The organism is Arthrobacter sp. MYb229 (assembly GCF_002975405.1).
Lineage (GTDB): Bacteria > Actinomycetota > Actinomycetes > Actinomycetales > Micrococcaceae > Glutamicibacter.
The window spans coordinates 681712-701699 of record NZ_PCPS01000001.1 but is presented as its reverse complement, the minus strand read 5'-3'; the positions used below and the strand labels follow the sequence as shown (position 1 = coordinate 701699).

General features: G+C 64.7%; 23 protein-coding genes and 1 riboswitch. Of the genes, 3 read left to right on the top strand and 20 right to left on the bottom strand.

Going from position 1 to position 19988, the window contains the following annotated elements; translation table 11 throughout:
• Window positions 1-246 precede the first annotated feature (246 nt).
• From lgt to hisI, 8 genes are all read right to left on the bottom strand, one after another.
• Window positions 247-1209: a prolipoprotein diacylglyceryl transferase gene (lgt, locus tag CQ019_RS03310; RefSeq protein ID WP_105568912.1), complete on the bottom strand. Its 963-nt coding sequence runs from the start codon at window positions 1207-1209 to the stop codon at window positions 247-249.
• A 2-nt stretch (window positions 1210-1211) separates the two neighbouring features.
• Entirely contained in the window at window positions 1212-1994 is a 783-nt protein-coding gene (gene trpA / locus CQ019_RS03305) for a tryptophan synthase subunit alpha (protein WP_096285238.1), read from the bottom strand.
• A complete protein-coding gene (gene trpB / locus CQ019_RS03300) occupies window positions 1995-3257 on the bottom strand; it encodes a tryptophan synthase subunit beta (protein WP_105552345.1) in 1263 nt (420 codons plus the stop codon). It abuts the gene before it with no gap.
• 86 nt (window positions 3258-3343) lie between these two features.
• Window positions 3344-4168, bottom strand: a complete 825-nt coding sequence (trpC, locus tag CQ019_RS03295) for an indole-3-glycerol phosphate synthase TrpC (protein ID WP_105568911.1) — start codon at window positions 4166-4168, stop codon at window positions 3344-3346.
• Window position 4169: 1 nt separating this feature from the next.
• The gene (locus tag CQ019_RS03290; RefSeq protein ID WP_105552347.1) at window positions 4170-4418 is read right to left on the bottom strand and encodes an HGxxPAAW family protein; all 249 of its coding nucleotides are present in this window, start codon (window positions 4416-4418) and stop codon (window positions 4170-4172) included.
• Window positions 4419-4564: 146 nt separating this feature from the next.
• Window positions 4565-5149, bottom strand: a complete 585-nt coding sequence (locus tag CQ019_RS03285) for a Trp biosynthesis-associated membrane protein (RefSeq protein WP_181148234.1) — start codon at window positions 5147-5149, stop codon at window positions 4565-4567.
• Window positions 5146-6708, bottom strand: a complete 1563-nt coding sequence (locus tag CQ019_RS03280) for an anthranilate synthase component I (protein ID WP_105552349.1) — start codon at window positions 6706-6708, stop codon at window positions 5146-5148. The genes CQ019_RS03285 and CQ019_RS03280 overlap by 4 nt, the downstream gene beginning before the upstream one ends.
• Before the next feature lie 75 nt (window positions 6709-6783).
• Window positions 6784-7185 (bottom strand): phosphoribosyl-AMP cyclohydrolase, encoded by a 402-nt coding sequence (gene hisI, locus CQ019_RS03275; RefSeq protein WP_096285251.1) that lies wholly within the window; start codon window positions 7183-7185, stop codon window positions 6784-6786.
• A 134-nt stretch (window positions 7186-7319) separates the two neighbouring features.
• Here hisI and CQ019_RS03270 point away from each other — a divergent pair, with 134 nt between their 5' ends.
• From CQ019_RS03270 to CQ019_RS18175, 3 genes are all read left to right on the top strand, one after another.
• Window positions 7320-7961, top strand: coding sequence for a TIGR03085 family metal-binding protein (locus CQ019_RS03270; RefSeq protein ID WP_105552509.1), 642 nt, complete (start codon window positions 7320-7322; stop codon window positions 7959-7961).
• 134 nt (window positions 7962-8095) lie between these two features.
• Window positions 8096-8734, top strand: a complete 639-nt coding sequence (locus CQ019_RS03265; RefSeq protein WP_146113303.1) for a DUF6318 family protein — start codon at window positions 8096-8098, stop codon at window positions 8732-8734.
• On the top strand, window positions 8731-9663 hold the full coding sequence (locus tag CQ019_RS18175) for a hypothetical protein (RefSeq protein WP_146113302.1): 933 nt from the start codon (window positions 8731-8733) through the stop codon (window positions 9661-9663). Before CQ019_RS03265 ends, CQ019_RS18175 begins: the two co-directional genes overlap by 4 nt.
• A gap of 77 nt (window positions 9664-9740) precedes the next feature.
• Here CQ019_RS18175 and hisF read toward each other — a convergent pair whose 3' ends face one another.
• The 12 genes from hisF to def all read right to left on the bottom strand — a co-directional run bounded on the left by hisF (window position 9741) and on the right by def (window position 19987).
• Complete coding sequence (gene hisF, locus CQ019_RS03260; RefSeq protein ID WP_105568908.1) at window positions 9741-10511, bottom strand: imidazole glycerol phosphate synthase subunit HisF; 771 nt, start codon at window positions 10509-10511, stop codon at window positions 9741-9743.
• A gap of 26 nt (window positions 10512-10537) precedes the next feature.
• A complete protein-coding gene (gene hisG / locus CQ019_RS03255) occupies window positions 10538-11386 on the bottom strand; it encodes an ATP phosphoribosyltransferase (protein WP_096285257.1) in 849 nt (282 codons plus the stop codon).
• Window positions 11387-11521: 135 nt separating this feature from the next.
• Complete coding sequence (locus CQ019_RS03250; protein ID WP_096285317.1) at window positions 11522-11785, bottom strand: phosphoribosyl-ATP diphosphatase; 264 nt, start codon at window positions 11783-11785, stop codon at window positions 11522-11524.
• Window positions 11786-11856: 71 nt separating this feature from the next.
• The gene (gene ribH / locus CQ019_RS03245; RefSeq protein WP_105568907.1) at window positions 11857-12333 is read right to left on the bottom strand and encodes a 6,7-dimethyl-8-ribityllumazine synthase; all 477 of its coding nucleotides are present in this window, start codon (window positions 12331-12333) and stop codon (window positions 11857-11859) included.
• A gap of 30 nt (window positions 12334-12363) precedes the next feature.
• A complete protein-coding gene (ribB, locus tag CQ019_RS03240) occupies window positions 12364-13587 on the bottom strand; it encodes a 3,4-dihydroxy-2-butanone-4-phosphate synthase (RefSeq protein WP_105568906.1) in 1224 nt (407 codons plus the stop codon).
• Window positions 13587-14210, bottom strand: coding sequence for a riboflavin synthase (locus CQ019_RS03235; protein ID WP_105568905.1), 624 nt, complete (start codon window positions 14208-14210; stop codon window positions 13587-13589). Before CQ019_RS03235 ends, ribB begins: the two co-directional genes overlap by 1 nt.
• 13 nt (window positions 14211-14223) lie before the next feature.
• Window positions 14224-15282, bottom strand: a complete 1059-nt coding sequence (gene ribD, locus CQ019_RS03230) for a bifunctional diaminohydroxyphosphoribosylaminopyrimidine deaminase/5-amino-6-(5-phosphoribosylamino)uracil reductase RibD (protein ID WP_105568904.1) — start codon at window positions 15280-15282, stop codon at window positions 14224-14226.
• Complete coding sequence (gene pnuC, locus CQ019_RS03225) at window positions 15279-15989, bottom strand: nicotinamide riboside transporter PnuC (RefSeq protein ID WP_105552510.1); 711 nt, start codon at window positions 15987-15989, stop codon at window positions 15279-15281. The genes ribD and pnuC overlap by 4 nt, the downstream gene beginning before the upstream one ends.
• A gap of 113 nt (window positions 15990-16102) precedes the next feature.
• Window positions 16103-16240, bottom strand: a riboswitch (FMN riboswitch).
• A gap of 32 nt (window positions 16241-16272) precedes the next feature.
• Window positions 16273-16935: a ribulose-phosphate 3-epimerase gene (gene rpe, locus CQ019_RS03220; RefSeq protein ID WP_105552355.1), complete on the bottom strand. Its 663-nt coding sequence runs from the start codon at window positions 16933-16935 to the stop codon at window positions 16273-16275.
• Window positions 16936-16976: 41 nt separating this feature from the next.
• Window positions 16977-18491 carry an RsmB/NOP family class I SAM-dependent RNA methyltransferase gene (locus CQ019_RS03215; protein WP_105568903.1) on the bottom strand — a complete coding sequence of 505 codons (1515 nt, stop codon included), beginning with the start codon at window positions 18489-18491 and terminating at the stop codon, window positions 16977-16979.
• A complete protein-coding gene (gene fmt, locus CQ019_RS03210) occupies window positions 18488-19420 on the bottom strand; it encodes a methionyl-tRNA formyltransferase (protein WP_105568902.1) in 933 nt (310 codons plus the stop codon). Before fmt ends, CQ019_RS03215 begins: the two co-directional genes overlap by 4 nt.
• A gap of 3 nt (window positions 19421-19423) precedes the next feature.
• Entirely contained in the window at window positions 19424-19987 is a 564-nt protein-coding gene (gene def / locus CQ019_RS03205) for a peptide deformylase (protein ID WP_105552358.1), read from the bottom strand.
• Window position 19988: the final 1 nt, after the last annotated feature.

The following is a 19988-nucleotide window of genomic DNA, read 5'->3' as shown; positions in this document are numbered from 1 at the left end:
GGTTTTGTTTCGAAAATGTTAAAACGGTCACGCACAGCGCCAGCTAAAAAGCAGGTTTATTCGCGGTGATGCTGGCCTTTTCCATTGTTTCGCCCGGGGTTGAGCCGATTTTTAAATGTTTCGCGCAGATTGCGTACCGCCCACCCGAGGGGCAAAAAAGTCCCGCGTTAACGCCGAAACGGGGACCGAAAAAACACGCGCTGGTGTTTTTCGATCCCCGTTGGAGGTGCGGAGGCAGCTCCGCGATCAGCCCGGCGGCTGCTCGTCGTCCTTCATGATCTGCCGCTCGGTGTTGCTCGACGGAGCGTCGGTGCCCGCCGCCGCGGCGCGGGCCGCCGGCTCGCGCCCGGGCAGGAAGAGCGAATCCTTGCCTTCCCCGCGCAGCTTCGCCAGCACGTAGGCCAGCGCCAGCGAGCCGAAGACGACCAGGGCGATGGCCAGCCACTGGTGGATGCGCAGGGACAGCGGGCCGATGCTGATGATCTCCGCCGCGTCCAGGCGCAGCGACTCGGTGAAGGTCCGGCCGATGCCGTACCAAATCACGTAGCAGCAGAACAACGCTGTGCGGCGCAGCGCGAACTTCTTGTCCAGCGCCAGCAGCACCACCACGCCCAGCAGGTTCCACAATGATTCGTAGAGGAAGGTCGGGTGGAAGAGCGTCTCGGGCGGCAGCGAGGCCGGGAAGTTATAGTGCTCCGGGTCGATTTCAAGTCCCCAGGGCAGGGTGGTCGGCGCGCCGAAGAGTTCCTGGTTGAACCAGTTCCCCCAACGGCCCACGGCTTGGGCCAGCAGCACGCCGGGGGCGACGGCGTCGATGAAGGCCGAGAGCCGCACCCCGCTCCGCCGGCAGCCGATCCAGGCGCCGACGATGCCCAGCGAGACCGCGCCCATGATGCCCAGTCCGCCCAGCCAGAGCTGCGGGATCTCGGCCCAGTGCGCTTGCTGCCCGCCGAGCCCGAAGTAGTACATCGGGTCGGTGATCAGCACGTGGTAGAGCCGGCCGCCGACGATGCCGAAGGGGATCGCCCAGATGACGATGTCCCAGAGCAGGTCCGAGTCGCCGCCGCGGGCACGCATCCGCCGCCCGGTCAGCCACAGCGCCAGCACGATGCCCAGCAAGATGCACAGCGCGTAGGCGTGGATGGTCAGCGGGCCCAGGGAGAGCTTGGAGAATTCCTCCGGCGGAGACGGGATGGAGACCGGGAGCATGCCTAGGCCCGTCCGCTCAGCTCCGCGGCGAGGCGGCCCACGGCGGGCACTCCCCCGTCGCGCAGCGCGGCGACCAGCGCGGTGCCCACGATCACCCCGTCGGCGTAGCCGCCGATCTCGGTGACGTGTTCGCGGCGTGAAACGCCGAGCCCGACGCAGGCGTTCGCGGCGCCGGCGGCATGGGCGGCGTCCACCACGGCCTGCGCGGCGGAGGAAACCTCGCTGCGCGCCCCGGTGACACCCATCAGCGAAACGCAGTAGACGAACCCGGAGGAGGCCGCGACGGTCTGCTTCACGCGCGCCTCGGTGGAGCTCGGAGCGATCAGGAACACCCGTTCCAGGTCGTACTTCTCGCTTGCGGCCTGCCATTCGGCGGCCTCGTCGGGCACCAGGTCGGGGGTGATCAGCCCGGCCCCGCCGGCTTCGGCGAAGCGCCGGGCGAATTCGTCCACGCCCAGGCGCAGCACCGGGTTCCAGTAGGTCATCACCATCACCGCGGCGTCGGTGCGCTCGGTGATCCCGCGCACGATGTCGAAGATCTGTGCCACGCGGAAGCCATTGGCCAGCGCGTGGTTGGTCGCCTCCTGGATGACCAGCCCGTCCATCACCGGGTCCGAGTAGGGGATGCCCATCTCGATGACGTCCACCCCGTTCTCGGCCAGCGCGACGGCCGCCTCGATGCTGGTTTCCACGTCCGGGAAGCCCGCGGGCAGGTAGCCGATCAGCGCCGGGCGGCCTTCGGCACGCGCCGCGGCGATCTTTTCTGCACTAGTGACACGCGACATTTAGTTGCCCTCCGGGGTGTTCTCGGCGGCCTCGGAATCGAGCATGCCGAACCATTGCGCGGCAGTGGACACGTCCTTGTCCCCACGGCCGGACAGGTTTGCGATGATGATGGTCTCTTCGGGCTGCGCGCCCTCGGCGATCTTGCGGGCCGCCAGCCGGATGGTGCCGGCCAGCGCGTGCGCGGATTCGATCGCCGGCAGGATGCCCTCGGTGCGGCAGAGGATCTTGAACGCGTCCATCGCCTCGGTGTCGGTGACCGGTTCGTAGTGCACGCGGCCGATATCCGCCAGGTAGGCGTGCTCCGGGCCGACGCCCGGGTAGTCAAGTCCCGCGGAGATCGAGTGCGACTCGATGGTCTGCCCGTCGTCGTCCTGCATCAGGTAGCTCTTCGCCCCGTGCAGCACGCCGGGCTTGCCCAGGGTGATGGTCGCGGCGTGGCGGTCGGTGTCCACGCCGTCGCCGCCGGCCTCGAAACCGTAGAGTTCCACCTCCTTGTCGTCGAGGAAGCCGTGGAAGATGCCGATGGCGTTCGATCCGCCGCCGATGCAGGCGGTGACCGCATCGGGCAGGCGGCCGGCCTGCGCGATGATCTGCTCGCGGGCTTCTTCGCCGATGACCTCGTGGAAGTAACGCACCATGGCCGGGAACGGGGCCCCGCCGGCGGCGGTGCCCAGCAGGTAGTGGGTGGTGCCTACATTGGCGACCCAGTCGCGCAGCGCCTCGTTGATCGCGTCCTTCAGCGTCTGGGAGCCGACGGTCACCGGGATCACCGTGGCGCCGAGCAGCTGCATGCGCGCGACGTTCAACGCCTGCCGGCGGGTGTCCTCGGCGCCCATGTAGACCACGCATTCCAGGCCCATCAGGGCCGCTGCGGTGGCCGAGGCGACGCCGTGCTGGCCGGCTCCGGTCTCCGCGATGATGCGGGTCTTGCCCATGCGCTTGGCCAGCAGCGCCTGGCCGAGCACGTTGTTGATCTTGTGGCTGCCGGTGTGGTTCAGGTCCTCGCGCTTGAGGAATACGCGCACGCCGCCGCAGGCCTCGGTGGAGAAGCGCTTCGCCTCGGTCAGCAGCGAGGGGCGGCCCGAGTAGCTGCGGTTCAGCTCCTTGACCTCTTCGATGAACGCCGGGTCGGCCTTGGCCGCCTCGAACGTCTCGTTCAGCTCATCCATGGCCGCCATAAGCGATTCGGGCATCCAGCGTCCGCCGTACTGCCCAAAATACGGTCCGCTGGCATGTTTCAGCGAGTCATCCGATGCGTTCATCGATTCCCTCTTCTCTTGAATTTTTTAGCGGTGCCCGGCCAGGAAGCAGGCCCTGGCCGGGCACCGAAGATCTGGGTTCGGCTCGCCTAGCGCGCCGGCTTGGCTGCGGTACCCGCCGCGATGAACTCCGCGACGGTGGATTGCGGGTCCGCGTGCTTGACCAGCGCCTCCCCGACGAGGATTCCGTCCGCCCCGGCCGCAGCGTAGATTTCCACCTGTTCGGCCGATTCGACACCCGACTCGGCGATGAGCACCGCGTCGCTTGGCAGCAACGGGGCCAACGCGCCGAAGGTGTCCACGTTGACCTCGAGGGTCTTCAGGTTGCGCACGTTCACGCCGATGATCTTCGCCCCGGCCTTTACGGCCCGCGCGATTTCCTCCTCGGTGTGCGTCTCCACCAGTGCGTTCATTCCCAGCTCGTGGGTCAATTCTAGGAAACTGGAGAGCGTTTGATCATCCAGCGCCGCAACAATGAGCAATACGAGGTCCGCGCCGTGCGCCCGGGCCTCGTAGATCTGGTACTCGTCGACGGTGAAATCCTTGCGCAGCAGCGGAATCGAGACCGCCTCGCGGACCGCGTCCAAATCGGCCAGCGAACCGCCGAAGCGCCGCTGTTCGGTGAGCACGGAGATCACCGAGGCGCCGCCGGCGGCATACGCCGCGGCGAGCTCCGCCGGTTCGGGGATCTGCGCCAGCGCGCCCTTCGACGGGGACTTGCGCTTCACCTCGGAGATCACCCGCAGGATGGTGTCGCGCGCGGCGGGACCGGCCTGGCCGCCGAGGGCCGCGAAGCCGTCGCGGGCCGCCGGCATGGCGGCCGCGGCGGCCTTCACCTGCGCGAGGCTGGTGATGGCGCGACGGGCGCCCAGGTCTTCCCGGACGCCCGCGATGATGTCATCAAGAACAGTCAATTTAGTGCGCTGCTCCGCTGCGCGAACCGCCCACGCCGAAACCGGCCTTCTTCATGATCCAGCCGACGATCAGGCCGAGCACCATAATGCCCGCGCCCGCGTAGACGATGGCCGAGTTGTGGAACGCGAAGGCGACGCCGCCGACGATCGAACCGACGATCATGGTGCCGACGCAGGCCCAGGCTGCGATCGAGTTGCCGTGGCCGATTTCTTCGTTGTAGACCGGGTCAATCTCGGTGTTCTGCGACATTGCTGGATGTCTCCCTTTTGCTCTTCAGATTGCGCGCCGCCCCGGTGGACCGGTCGGCGCGATGGACTTCGCTTACTATTCTGCCACTTGGACTTGATGATGGCCTATTCCACGGCGCTTCGTTGCGTCCCGGTGGGCCGAATCACCTACTGGTTGCCGCTGGTGGGATCCTCGCCCTTGGAGAGCTGCTCCCAGTCGGAGATCCCGCGCGATTGCGCGTCCTTGGCCGCGGGGGCCGCGGAAACCTCCCGGTCGTACTTCGAGCTCTTCTTCCACCCGCCGCAATAGATCAGCACCAGAATTCCCTGCAGCACGATGATCGCCCCGGCCACCACGGTCAGCGACGGCCAAAGCGAAACGGTGTACTGCCCGGCGCCGCTGGTCAGCCCGGTGGCCTCGGCCACCGCGCCGGCGGCCGCCGCCTGCGGGTTGGTGACCGCTTGGACTCCGGCGGCGATCACCGCGATGCCGGCCAGCAGGGTGATCAGCCCGATCAGGTAGCGGGCGATCTTCCCGGCGATCAGCAGCGCAAGCGCACCGGCGAGCACCGCGACGCACAGGGCGGTGACGGAGGCGGCGGCGGTGGACCCGTCGACGACGATCTCCGGGACCTGCACGGTGCCGGATTCGACCTGGACCACCACCCAGGTGCGGGTGGCGGTCCACAGTCCGGCCAGCGCTCCGAGGATGCCAAGCAGGGCGGTATTGCGGGCGGTGAGATGTTTTTTCACTTGGTTCCACCAGTTTCGGTATTGGCTGGGCGCATCGAGCCGGCGGCCCACACCGCACGCAGCGGGGCGGCGGCCTTGTTGACGGTTTCCAACGCTTCGTCGGCGAATTTCGAATCGTTCACGATGCCGCCGCCGGCCTGCACGTAGGCGCGGTGATCCTTGAGCAGCGCGGAGCGGATCGCGATGGCCATGTCCATGTCGCCGGCGAAGTCCAGGTAGCCCACCACGCCGCCGTACACTCCGCGGCGGTAGGGCTCGTACTCGTCGAGCAGCTGCAGCGCCCGGGGTTTGGGCGCCCCGGAGAGCGTGCCGGCCGGGAAGGTGGAGGCGAGCACGTCGTAGGCGTCCACGTCCTCCCGGGCCTTGCCGACCACGTTGGAGACCAGGTGCATGATGTGGCTGAAGCGCTCCACCTCCATGAACTGGGTGACCTCCACGGTGCCGGCCTGGCAGACGCGCGAGAGGTCGTTGCGCGAGAGGTCCACCAGCATCAGGTGCTCGGCGCGTTCCTTCTCGTCGGCCAGCAGCGACTTCTCGTGCAGCTGGTCTTCCTCGTAGTTCGCCCCGCGCGGGCGGGATCCGGCGATCGGGTGGGTGACCACATGCGCATCGTTGACCGTGACCAGCGCCTCCGGGGAGGAGCCGACGATCTGGAAGGGTTCGCCGTCCTCGTTCTCGAAGTTGAACAGGTACATGTAGGGGCTCGGGTTGGTCGCGCGCAGCACCCGGTAGACGTCCAGCGCGTCCGCCTTGGTCTCCAGCTCGAAGCGGCGCGAGACGACGATCTGGAACACCTCGCCGTCGACGATGGCCACCTTCGCCTTCGCCAGCGCCTCCAAATACTCGTTTTCGGCCCAGGAGTGGCTGACCGCTTCCATCAGCGTTTCGCGCGGCACGTCGGTGCCCTGCAGGGTGATGGCCGTGGAGTCCAGCGGGGTGCCGAGCTGGTCGAGCATCTTCTGCAGCCGCGCCACCGCGGCATCGTAGGCCGCCTCGGCGTGCTCTTCGCGGCCATCGAAGTTGATCGCATTGGCGATCAGCGTCACGGTGCCCTCGGTGGCGTCGTGCGCGGCCATGTCGGCGACCAGGTTCATGCTCAGTTCGGGGATGTTCAGGTCATCAACCGGCGGATTGGGCAGGCGCTCCCAGTGGCGCACGCACTCCCAGCCGATGAAGCCGACCATGCCGCCGGTCAGCGGCGGCATGCCCGGGACCGGTTCGGTATGCAGCGCGCGCACGGTGTCGCGCAGGACGTCCACGCTCACCCCGCCGGTGGGCAGCCCCTCGGGTACATGCCCCTGCCAGTAGGCCTCTCCGCCGCGGGTGCTCAGCGTCGCGGGCGAGTTCACCCCCACGAACGAGTACCGGCTCCACACCCCGCCGGGGGCGGCGGACTCCATCAGGAAGGTGCCGGGCCGTCCACCGGCCAGCGAGCGGTACAAGCCGATCGGGGTCAGCGAATCGGCGAGCACCGAGATGGTGACCGGAATGACGCGGCGGTTGGGTGCCATGGCCAAAAAGGCCTCGCGGGAAGGGGAAATCTTGCCTAGGGTTTTCATTCAGCTTCTTTTCAAACGCGTAAACTTTGCGGACGCCCGATGCTTGCCGGGGCGCTCGTGGGCTGCAAGCCCGGACTATTCGGGGCGGTGGCCGACGGTGGCGGGCAGCTGGCGGTCGGTAAAGCAGGACTCGGTGCCGGTATGGCAGGCGGCTCCCACCTGGTCGACCATCAGCAGCAACGCGTCGCCGTCGCAGTCCAGGGCGGCGGACTTCAGGTACTGCCCATGCCCCGAGGTATCTCCCTTGCGCCAGTATTCCTGGCGCGAGCGTGAGTAGAACGTGACTCGCCCGGTGGACAGCGTGCGGCGCAGCGCTTCGTCGTCCATCCAGCCAAGCATGAGCACCAGCCCGGTGTCATGCTGCTGCACGATCGCGGCGAATAACCCGTTCGCATCGCGCTTCAAGCGCTGCGCGATCTGCGGGTCGAGGTTTTCTGGTTCGGGGCTCGGATTCGAGCCGCTCTGAGAAGTAGACATCCCCTTTAGCATACTGGGTCTCCCGCGTTCAGCTCCCGAGCGTGACGCACCGCTTAGAGCCAATCGCAACCGCTTGGCGACACCCGCGGATGATTACGCCCATCAATCGCCGACCCGTGCTAGTTTCAGAGGTGATGCACCTAGTACAAGCTTCCAGATTGGCGTTGGCCGAGACCCTGCTAGCAGCGGGCCCCAGCGCCGACACTCTGTGCGCCGGTTGGCAGACCCGCCACCTCGCCGCGCACTTGGTCCTCCGCGAAAATTCTCTGCTCAGCGCCGGCGTCGTGCTGAAGCCGCTCGCCACGAAACTCGATGTGCGCCTGCAAGAACTCGCCGACGACGCGCAAACCCCCGAACGGTATGCGGCCCTGGTGCGCCGTTTCCGTGCCGGACCCAAGGGCTACTCCCCCTTTTCCTTCGAAAAGCTGGACAAGGCGCTGAACCTCAACGAATTCTTCATCCACACCGAAGATGTGCGCCGTGCGCGCACCCAGTGGGCTCCCCGGGTGCTGGACAAGGAGTACACGGAGCTGCTGTGGCAATCCCTCATCAAGACCTCGCGCTTGTTCTTCCGCAAGGCGCCCGTGGGCATCATCCTGTGCCGTCCGGATGGGCAACGCCACGTAGCGAAGAAGGCTCCCAACGCCGTATCCATCAACGGCCCGGTCACCGAGCTGATGATGTACGCCTCCGGACGCACCGATGAAGCCCTGGTGACCTTCGAAGCCGGTCAAAGCGCGCTGCAGATTATCCGCGGCTACCATCCCTCGATCTAGCGCTCGTCACTAATTCCTGGCTCGGCCTGACGGCCTCGAGTTATCCACACATTTCTCGCATGCTCTCCCAATAACTGCGCGAGGGGTCTAGGATATCGCTCAAACGCGATCCTCGACATGCTCGGAGAGTTCTCATGAACACTCGGAAAATTGCAGTGGCACAATCTGTCGTTTTGGCTTGTGCATTGACGGTTACGGCCTGCGCGGGTGGCGCGTCCCCGCCGGACCCCACAGAGTCATCTAGCCCGGTGGTGCAAGAATCGAAAACCACCACGCCAAGCCCGTCCCCGGCGAAGCCGAAATACGAGCCGGCAACCGCAAAAGGGCCCGCGAAAAATGTGGTTCTCCCGGAATATCCGGCGTTAGCTCATAAAAAGACCGAAAAAGGGGCCAAAGCATTCGCTGAATACTACTTTCAGCTAATGAACTACGTCGGGGAAACTAACAACGCAGATCAGCTAAAAAAGGTCACATCGCGTCAGTGCCAACTCTGTGGCGAGGGAATAATTGATCCAGCAGATAAAAGTAAAGCAATAGACCAGTGGCAAGTTGGGGGAACTTATGATTTTATGGTGATTGATTCATACAAGTCCGCAGATAATTTGGCCATTGTAACTCTCAATTTCCATATAAATGAGTCAAAAACCTACACTATTCCCGATGATCCAATCGCGCATTACGAAGCAACTACGCCTTCGCTAGCCACATTGCAACTCAAATTCGACAATGGTTGGGTCGTATTGAAACTTCTCGTCGCGGACGACGAATCATGAGTATTACCAGTCGCGCTGGTACATCTGCGGCCGCCATTGCAATCCTTATAAGTCAAACTTCCTTAATTTCGTTGGACAGCAATGAATTTGCAGCGGACAATTTGGGAAATTGCATAAAGGTCAACAAAATTGACAAACAGAAAATCACACACTACTGGAAATGTCCTGAAAATGACAATAATCAGGAGACATCCGACGACGAGGGATGGTACAGACCAACCGATCCTGAGTTCATTGAAAAACGCAATGCCCCCAAATATAAAATCCGAGATTTCGACACCTGCATTCCTGGACTCGAAACCGTTAGAGGATGCGATTCAAACCCGGATCAGACTGCCTGTCCAGATGGATCTTTCCCAATACTAAGACAAATTATCGGTGTCGAGGGTATTGAATCCGGACTCGTTATCCGAACATATAGGCTTTGTCCGGGCGATCCTTTCGATCCAGATATTCCAAGTGAAGATTTTATAGTTGAAATTATGATTACACCCGAGCAATTCAGGTCATTTCCAATTACAGCCTCACAGATGCTAAGCAATCCAGAAAATTTTTCACTTCGAAACGGGCACTCTCATTTTTGGGCTGAAGGACAGAGCCAGACGTTCAACTCGAATATTCTAGAAACTCCTGTACGAATCCGGGCGATTCCCATTGGCTGGAATTGGAATTATGGTGATGGAAACACCCGGAACCTGGATTTCCCAGGCGAGCCAGCACCGGAGCATACCCTTCGAGATGAAACACCGACAAGCCATTCCTACACAGAAACGGGCACCTACGGTGTCGGGCTCACCACGTTGTTCCGCGGAGAATTCAGCGTCGATGGCGGCCCGTGGCAGGCAATCCCGGGACAAGCCGCCGTGCCAAGCGACCCTATCGAAATTGATGTCTGGCGAACCAAGAAGCAACTCATCGCCACGGATTAGCATTTGCCGAGGCTGCGATCTTGCGGACACAAAAATGGGCCAGTTCAAAATGAACTGACCCACTAGTTGTTTAATGCCTAGCGTACCGGATAGCCCGCTTCGCGGATCTTCTCCTTGACCTTAGCGATCATGTCGGTGGGACCGAAATGGAAGATCGAAGCAGCCAACACCGCATCGGCTCCGGCTTCGATCGCCGGCGGGAAGTCCTCCGGCTTTCCTGCACCGCCGGAGGCGATCAGCGGAACCTTCACAGCCGCGCGGACGGCGCGAATCATTTCCAGATCGAACCCGTCCTTGGTGCCGTCGGCATCGATCGAGTTCAGCAGGATCTCGCCCACGCCACGTTCGGCTGCATCCTTGGCCCACGCAACCGCGCACATGCCGGTGCCCGTGCGGCCACCATGGGTGGTGACCTCAAAGCCCGAGGCGATCGACGGATCGTTGGTCCGACGGGCGTCCAGGGAAAGCACCAAGACCTGCGAACCGAAGCGTTCGGTAATCTCGTTGATCACGTCTGGCCGAGCCACCGCCGCGGTGTTGATCGATGCCTTGTCTGCGCCATTGCGCAGCAGGCGATCGACATCCTCCGCCGCGCGCACGCCGCCGCCAACGGTCAATGGGATGAAAACCTCTTCGGCCGTATGTCGAACGACCTCGAAGGTCGTCTCCCGGTCAGAGCTGGAAGCGGTCACGTCGAGGAAGGTGAGTTCATCGGCACCGGCCAAGTTGTAACGCCGGGCAAGTTCCACCGGGTCCCCGGCATCGCGAAGGCCTTCGAAATTAACGCCCTTGACGACGCGTCCGGCATCGACGTCGAGGCATGGAATAACACGGATTGCTACGCTCATGAGCTGAATCTCCTAGGGTGGCGTAACTAGATGCGGCAGGCGTGGATCTGGCTGACCAGAATCGCGCGAGCGCCAACGTCGTACAGCTCATCCATGATGTTGTTGGTTTGCGACTTCTTCACCATGGCGCGCACGGCGCACCAGTCCGAGTTCGCCAGGTCGGAAACGGTCGGCGATTCCAGCCCGGGAGTCAGCGCGCAGGCCTCTTCGACCTGAACGCGGCGAATGTCATAGTCGAGCATGACGTACTGGCGGGCGACCAGCACGCCGGACAAGCGGCGGATCAGCAGGTCAAGACCGGCCGGCTTGTGGCCGACTCGTCCGATGAGCACCGCTTCCGACTGGAGCAGCACATCGCCGAAGATTTCCATGCCGGCGGCCTTGATGGTGTTTCCGGTTTCGACCACATCGGCGATCGCATCGGCCACACCGAGACGCACAGAGGACTCAACCGCACCATCCAGGCGGACGACGCTCGCATCGATCCCCTGCTTCTTCAGGTAGTGGTCCAGAAGAATGTCATAGCTGGTGGCGATGCGCTTGCCGTTGAGCTCTTCGACGGAGTTGAACGCTCCGACCGGGGCAGCAAAGCGGAAAGCGGACTTGCCGATGCCAAGGGATAGCTGCTCCTCGACATCGTCGTCGACATCTGCATCGAGGTACAGGTCACGACCGGTGATTCCGACGTCAAGGATGCCGCGGCCTACATAGACGGCGATATCGCGCGGACGCAGGTAGAAGAATTCAACGTTGTTCTCTTCATCGACCAGAACCAGTTCGCGGGTGTCGCGGCGCTGGAGATAGCCGGCTTCCTTGAACATGGTGGAGGCGATTTCGGAGAGGGCGCCTTTGTTGGGCAGGGCTACGCGAAGCATTTATTTACTCGTTTCATGAGTGTGGCGCCGGGCGATAAGCCAAAAACAAGCGCCAAGGATTTAATTGGCCGTTGTTACTGCCGCCGAGCGGTGCCTGCGACCGGGTGCGATGACCCGGTCGCAGCAGCGCGACGGCTATAGATGCTTGTAAACGTCGGCCAAGGACAGACCCTTGGCAATCATCAAAACCTGCAAGTGGTAGAGCAGCTGGGAGATCTCCTCGGCTGTTTCCTCGTCACTTTCGTACTCGGCGGCCATCCAAACTTCGGCGGCCTCCTCGACAACTTTCTTGCCGATGCCGTGGACACCGGAATCAAGTTCGGTGATGGTACGAGAGCCTTCCGGGCGGGTTTGGGCCTTGAGCGACAGTTCGCTGAAGAGCTCGTCAAAAGTTTTCACGTCTACAAGACTAGCGTTTTTCCGGCTGGTGCCCGAATTTTCCATGCCTATTGTGACGTCCCAAGCGGCCATTAGCGTAGCGCTGCGACGGTCATCACAGCGGCCGAGAAGGCTTCGTAGCCCTTATCCTCGCTGGAACCTTCCAGGCCTGCGCGGTCCAGCGCCTGCTGCTCGTCGTCGCAGGTGAGCACGCCGAATCCGACCGGTACGCCGGTGTTCACCGAAACGTCGGTCAGCCCGTTCGTGGCGGCCAGGCAGACATAGTCGAAGTGCGGGGTCCCGCCGCGAATCACCACGCCGAGGGCGATGATCGCATCGTAGGACTTAGCCAGCGCGCTTGCGGCCACCGGGAGTTCGAAGGTGCCGGGCACGCGGATCAGGCTCGGATTCTCGATCCCCGCGTCGCGCGCGGCTCGCTGCGCGCCGTCGATGAGGCCGTTCATGATGATCTCGTGCCAGCTGGCGGCAACGATCGCGACTTTCAGTCCCGACAAGTTCAGCGCCTTGAGCTCATCGGCGACATTTGTCGGGGCTCCATGCTTGCTCATGTGATATTCCTTAAGGTTTGCGTTGCTGTTCTAGAAGCTAGTTTTGGTGTTCGGCAGTTGCAGGTCATGGCCGAACCGGGCCTGCTTGGTGCGCAGGTAGCTTTCGTTTTCGCTGCGTGGTGCGATTCGGCTGGGCACCAATTCGGTCACCGCCACCCCGGCCTGGGCGAGCTTGGCCTGCTTGTCCGGGTTGTTGCTCAACAGGCGGATCTCATCGATCCCCAGGTGCTTCAGGATCGCGGCGACCGCGAAGTACTCGCGCGCGTCGGCGGGGAAGCCCAGGTGGAGGTTCGCGTCGAGGGTGTCCACGCCGGTTTCCTGCAGCGCGTAGGTGCGCAGCTTGTTGAACAAGCCGATGCCGCGGCCCTCGTGGCCGCGCACGTACACCAGGTGCCCGCCCTCGGCGGCGATCTGCTCCAGCGCCGCATGCAGCTGTTCGCCGCAATCGCAACGGTAGGACCCGAAGACGTCGCCGGTGAGGCATTCGGAGTGGATGCGCACCAGATTCGTGGCCCCCTCCAGGGTGGGGGCCGGGTGGCTGAGCACGATGTGCTCGTGGCCCTCCACGCTGGCGGCCCGGGCGCTGAAGGTGCCAAAGGGGGTGGGCAGCGAAACGGCTTCGGTCAGCGAGATTTCGTCGTTGACCCGGCGCCACCGGGCGAGGTCCTCGATGCTGACCAGCGGCAGATCGTGGGCCGCGGCGAAGTCACGCAGATCATCGAGGCGCATCATCGAGCCGTCGTCGTTGACGACCTCGCCGATCACGCCCACCGGCTCCAGGCCCGCACCGCGGCAGAGATCCACCGCGGCTTCGGTGTGTCCGCGGCGCTCCAGCACGCCTCCGGCGGCGGCACGCAGCGGGAAGATGTGCCCCGGGCGGCTGAGCTGTGCCGCCTCGGCGGCGGGGTCCGCCAGCAGCCGGGAGGTGACGGCCCGGTCGGCGGCGGAAATTCCGGTGCTGATTCCGCTGACCGCGTCGCAGGAGACGGTGAACGCGGTGCCCTTGGAATCCTGGTTGATGCCGACCATCGGGGCCAAGCCCAGCTCGTCGGCGCGCTGGGCTTCCAGCGGCACGCAGATGACCCCGGAGGTGTAGCGGATGGTGAAGCCCATCAGCTCGGCGGTGGCGAACTGCGCGGCGAAGATGATGTCGCCCTCGTTTTCGCGGTCTTCATCGTCCACCACGACCACGGCCTTGCCCGCGGCCAGGGCGGCCAGGGCGGTGGGGATCGAGTCCAGTTCCTTGCGGGCCATTACTTGCCGCCTCCAAACGCGTTCAGCCGGGCCACGTATTTTGCGAGCACGTCCACCTCGATATTGATGGCGTCGCCGACCTGGCGGGAACCCATGGTCGTCTCCTCCAGCGTGATCGGGATGATGCCGACCTCCACCCAGTGGGCTCCGGTGGCGGTTGCCGCGGAGACCGCGGTGATGGTCAGCGAGATGCCGTCCAGCGCGATGGAGCCCTTTTCCGCGGTGAGCGGGGCGTATTCATCGGGCAGCCCGATGCGGAAGGTGGTCCACTGGCCGTGATCTTCGCGGGCCAGCACCGTGCCGACGGTATCAACGTGGCCCTGGACGACGTGGCCGTCGAGCCGGCCGCCGGCCGGGGTGCAGCGCTCCAGGTTCACGATCGAGCCGGCGCGCAGCTCCCCGGTGCTGGTGCGGCGCAGGGTTTCGCCCATCACGTCCACGCTCAGGGTTTCGCCCTCCAGTTCGGTGGCGGTCAGGCAGACGCCGTTGACCGCCAGCGAGCCGCCGAGGCCCAGCGCCTCGGTATGGCCCGGTGCCTTCAAGGTGAGCACGGCAAGATCTTCGTTCGGGTGGTTCTCGATGCCCAGCACCGTGCCGGTGCCGGTGATAATTCCGGTAAACATTTTTTGGGGTCCTTTAAAGTGTGTGGGATGTGCGCTCGGGCAGCGGTTCCAGATGCATCAGCACGTCCGCGCCGAGGCGGGTGAGCGCGTCGGGTTGGTGGGCGTCGAGCCTGAACTGGCGGGCCTGGGACAGGGTGGTCACCGAGCCGATATTCACCGAGGTGCCGCCGGCGCCGATGATCACCGGTGCCTGGTAGCAATAGATCTCATCGGCCAGGTCGGCCTCGATAAACGCCGAGGCGATGATCGAACCTCCCTCGATGAGCAGGTGGTTGAAGCCCAGTTCGGTGGCGCGGTTGACCAGGTCGTTGACCTCGTGGGTGCGCAGCTGCTCCCAACGATCGTCGTAGGCCAGCGCCAGGTCCTCGGGCAGCGCCCGGTGGCCCAGCACAAATCGGTAGGGCTGGTGCTCGTGCAGTCCCCCGGCGGCGGTGCGCGCGGTCAGCCGCGGGTCGTCGGCGATCACGGTGTTCGTGCCCACGACGATCGCGTCCACCCGGGAGCGCAGCCCATGGGCGTGGTTGCGCGAGGCGTCTCCGGTGATCCACTGGCTGCTGCCGTCGGGGGCGTTGATCCGCCCGTCCAGGGACTGCGCGGTTTTCACGGTGATGAACGGACGGCCCTGCGCCTTGGCGCGGAACCAGCGGTGATTCAACTCCCAGGCGGCCAGATGCTGCTCGCTCTGGCTGACGGCGACCCCGCGCGAGCGCAGGTAGGCCGCTCCCCCGCTGGCGGTGGCGGTTTCATCGCTCATTGCATAGTGCACCTGCCCGATGCCGGCGTTGGCGATGGCCTGCGCGCAGGGGCCGGTGCGCCCGCGGTGGTTGCATGGCTCCAGGGTGACCACCATGGTCAGCTCCGCCGCCTGGCTGCGGTCCATGCGGCCCAGCCGGCGCAGCGCATCGATCTCCGCGTGCGGGTTGCCGGCGCCCAGGTGGAATCCGGTGGCGATCACGCGCCCGGCCCCATCGAGCACACACGCGCCGACCAGCGGATTTGCGCCGCGGGCTCCGCGTTGCGCCGCTTCCAGCGCGGTGCGCAGCGCCTGGTCCAATTCGCTCTGCCCGATCATGGCTGCTTTCCTTTGATCGTAGGATCTAGCATTTCGGTTTCGATCTGCGGCTTTTCGCCCTTTTTCGCCTTCATCCAGACGAAGAAGCCGACGATGGTGAAGCCGCCGTAGAACAGGTACATGAAGGCGCTGGCGTAGTAGCCGGCGGAGAAGAGCAGCGGCACGCCGACCGCGTCCACGGCCACCCAGATGAGCCAGAATTCGACCCAGCCCTTGGCCATGCCATAGGTGGCCAGCAGCGAACCGACGAAGGTCCACGCGTCGGCCCACACCGGATCGTAGGATCCGAGCATCCGGAACAGCGGGGTCACCGCGATGGTGCCGACGATGAGCACGGCGATCAAGCCAATGCGTTCATTGGTCGTGGCCCATTTCGGGGTGACCGCGTGGCCGCCGTCGACCCCGTCGCGGGCCTGCTTCCAGCGCACCCAGCCATAGAATGACACGGCGATGAACATGATCTGGCGTCCGGCTTGGCCCCATAGGTTGGCGGTGTAGCCGGTGTCGAAGATGCTGCCCAAAAAGACCGTCAGGAGCAGCAGGTTGCCGACAATGCCGACGGGCCAGGCCCAGACCTTGCGGCGCATGCCGCCTAGCGCGCTGGCCAGGCCGAAGATATTGCCGACGACTTCGCGCACCAGAAGTGCCGAGGAGCCGATCGCAATTTGTGAGTTAAAAGCTTCAATGAGCCACCGCAGAATATCCATCATTCACCCTTCTCGAAGCGGCGGCTCCGGGGGTGTGCAGTTGATGGGCCTATGGCCAGGCGTTCGTTCGGCTCGCTCGAGCGGAACGGTTGGCTAGGCCATGGCAAATCAAACCCGTGCTTCTCCCATCCAGACTTTAACTGTCGGTACCGGAATTTCACCGGCTCAACCGCTTCCTTGGCTTGTGGCCTTGGTTGCGGGTCGCGGACTATAACCGCCGGTTCGGACTTACACCGACCCCGGAGCACGTATTCGTGTTTACTAGTGACTAGTTTGGCATATTTTAATGCGCGATGCGTGCAAGATTTCTTAATGCGTCGATTTCCGCCGCCGGTTCCGGCGCGGAGTAGACGGCCGAACCGGCGACAAACACGTCCGCTCCGGCTTCGGCGGCGCGCAGGATCGTATCCCGCGAGATGCCCCCATCCACCTGGAGCGCGATCGGCTTGCCGGTTCCGGCGATGGCCGCCCGGGTGCGCTTGATCTTGGGCAGCACCAGGTCGAGGAACTTCTGCCCGCCGAAGCCCGGCTCCACGGTCATCAGCAGCACCATGTCCAGCTCGCCGAGCATATCCAGGTACGGTTCGATGGGGGTGGCCGGGCGCAGGGCCATCGCCGCCTTCGAACCGGCCGCGCGCAGTTCGCGGGCCAGGCGGATCGGCGCCGCGGAGGCCTCGGCGTGGAAGGTGACCGAGTCCACCCCCAGCTGGGCGTATTCCGGGGCCCAGCGATCGGCGTCTTCGATCATCAGGTGCACGTCGATGGGCAGGTCGCTGACCTTTTCAAGCGCATCGACCACGGGCAGCCCGAGGGTCAGGTTCGGCACGAAGTGATTGTCCATCACGTCCACGTGCACCGCGTCGGCGGTGTGGATGCGCGCCAGTTCGCTGGCCAGGTTCGCGAAGTCGGCGGACAAGATCGACGGATTAATACGCGGGTTGCTCATCGGTGCTCCTTGGGGGTGGGCGCTGGATTCCGGCGCGCGGGCTACGCGCTTTTGGTGATGATCGCCATGAACATGGCGTCGGTGCCGTGGACATGCGGCCACAGCTGGGCGGTGCTGCCGCCGGCCAGCTCGTGCCCGGCGGCGGGAGTGCCGTCCAGGGCCACGGCGGACACCGCGGCCCCGGTGTCCAGCAGCGTGGCGGAGGGGTTCGACTTCAGGAAATCTTCGACCACCAGCCGGGTTTCGGCCATATGCGGCGAGCAGGTCACAAATCCGATGACCCCGCCGACGCGGACCGCGTTGAAGGCGGCGGCAAGCAGTTCGCCCTGCAGGCTGGTCAGCTCCGGGATGTCCCGTGGCTGCTTGCGCCAGCGCGATTCCGGGCGGCGGCGCAGCGCACCGAGCCCGGAGCAGGGGGCATCGACCATGATCCGATCGTAGTCCCCGGCGAAGTCGGCGGTGCCGAACTCGCGGCCGTCCTTGGTGGTGACCATCCAGTAGTCCGCGGGGACCGCGGACATCGACTGCTCGACCAGCCGTGCACGGTGTTCGGTGGGTTCGTTCGCCGTGAGCCGCGCGTCGCGTTGCACCGCGAGCGCGCCGAGCAGCGCGGCCTTGCCGCCGGGGCCGGCGCACAGATCCAGCCAGTACTTGTCTTCGCCGTCCACCGGGAGTTCCACCGCGGCCAGCGCGCGGGCCATGAGCTGGCTTCCGGCATCCTGCACGCGCACGGTCCCTTCGCGCACTCCGGGCACCCGGGCCACGTCCCCGTGCTTGTAGGTGGCCGAGGACTCGACCACGGTACCCGGCTCGGCGCCGGCTTCGAGGGCCGATTCCAGGGTGCCCAGCCCGGGCAGCGCGACCAGGTTGACCACCGGAGCCAGGTTATCCGCTTGGAGCAGCTCGGGCAGCTCCGCGGCATCCCGTCCGTGGGCGATGAGCGCGCCGCGCAGGGCGCGGACGATCCAGTCCGGGTGGGAATGCTCGATCGACAGCTTTTCGGACGCGCTGCCCGCTGCGGCGGTCAGCAGCGCGATCCACTCTTCGGGTTCCTTCACGCTCACCTTGCGCAGCACCGCGTTGATCAGCCCGGAGGGCCCGGCGCCGATCTGCGCGCGGGCCAGCGAGACGGTCTCATCGAGCGCGGCGTGCTTGGGCACGCGCATGGCCAGCAGCTGGTGGGCGCCCAGGCGCAGGGCGTCGAGGATCGCCGGGTCCAGCTCGGCCAGCGGCCGGTCCACCAAGGTGGTGAGGATTGCGTCGTAGAACCCCTGGGAGCGCAGTGCGCCGTAGGCGAGTTCGGTGGCGAATCCCGCATCGCGCTTTTCCAGCTGGTGCTCGCGGATCAGCTTGGGCAGGACCAGGTTGGCGTAGGCGTCCTTGGCGGAGACCTCGCGCAATACCTTGAAAGCCACCAGCCGGGCCGGATCGGCCGCACGCTTGCGCTGGCCGGGGGCGGACTGGCTGTACTTGCGCGGGAGGTCGCCCTGGCCGCGGTTGCGGGTGCGGCCGGATTCATTGCGTCGTGGTTCGTTTACTGGTTCGTGCCCGCTCATGCGAAGCTCACTTTCGTTCCCTGGGTCAATACGCCGCGAGCCCAGTCGGAGGCGTTCATCATTTTTTTGCCTGGCGGCTGGATGGTTGAAAGTTCCAGCGCCCAGGTGCTGGTGCCCACATAAACCACCGGGTGCTTGCCCGGTTCGATGTGCACCTCGCCGGGTGCCAGCTCGGCCATCTCGCGCCGCTCACGCAGCGGGCCGAATTTGTAGCGTGCCTGATCCGCGGTGGCCCAGGCGCCCGGAAAGGGGCTGGTGCCATGGGCGCGGCGACGGATTTCGGTGGCCGTGCGGGTGAAGTCCAACTGCGCGTCGACGTCGGTAATTTTCGGCGCATAGGTGTGCGATCCGCTTTGCGGTATCGCCACCGCTTGACCCGCATCAAGCGCCTGCAGGGTCTGCACCAGCAAGGTGGAACCGGATTCGCTGAGCCGATCGAGCATGATCCCGGCGGTGTCCAGCTCGCCGATCCGCTCGGTGACCTGCCCGAACACCGGGCCGGTATCCAGCCCGGTTTCCAGTTGGAAGGTCACCGCGCCGGTGATGTCATCGCCGTGGATGATCGAGTGCTGCACCGGGGCGGCGCCACGCCAATCGGGCAACAGCGAGAAGTGCAGGTTGATCCAACCGTGTTTGGGCACGTTCAGCGCGGCGGCCGGAACCAGCCCGCCGAAGGCGACGATGGCGGCGGCGTCCAGGTTGAGCTCGGCCAGCTGCCCGGTGACCTCGGCGTCGATCTTATTCGACTTGATGGTGCGCAGGCCCAGCTGCTCGGCGCGGGCGGCGACCGGCGAGGCGGTGAGCACGCGTTTGCGCCCCAGCGGGGCGTCGGGGCGGGTCAGCACGGCGGCGATGTCAAAACCGGCGGCGTGCAAGTGGTCCAGCGAGGTGACGGCGACCTGCGGGGTGCCGGCGAAGAGGATGCGCATGGGTTAGTTCCCCATTCCGGCGCCGAAGCTGGATCCGAGGAATCCTGCGCGTTGCGCCACGGTGGCGGTGGCGGTCTGTTCGTAGTTGCCGGCACGCAAGGTGCGCCAGGCGGCTTTCTTTTCCTCCGGGGCCAAGCGGTCCAGGAAGAGGATGCCGTCGAGGTGATCGGTCTCATGCTGCACGCAGCGCGCCAGCATCCCTTCTCCGGCGATGCGGACCGGTTTTCCGAACTTGTCCACGCCGCTGGCAACCACCTGGCGGCGGCGCGGCACCGGAGCAGAAATACCCGGGATCGAGAGGCAGCCTTCGATTTCGTCGGGCTGGAAGTCCTCGCTCAGTTCGAGCACCGGGTTGATGATATGTCCGCGTTCCTTGCCGATTTGGTAGGTGAACACGCGCAGCGAGACCCCGACCTGGGGCGCGGCGAGGCCTGCACCGTCAACGTTTTCCATGGTCTGCTCCATGTCGTCGACCAGCTTTTGGATTTCCGGTCCAAACTCGGTCACCTCCTGCGCTGGTGTGCGTAGAACGGGATCGCCGATGATCCGAATTCCCAAAATCGCCATG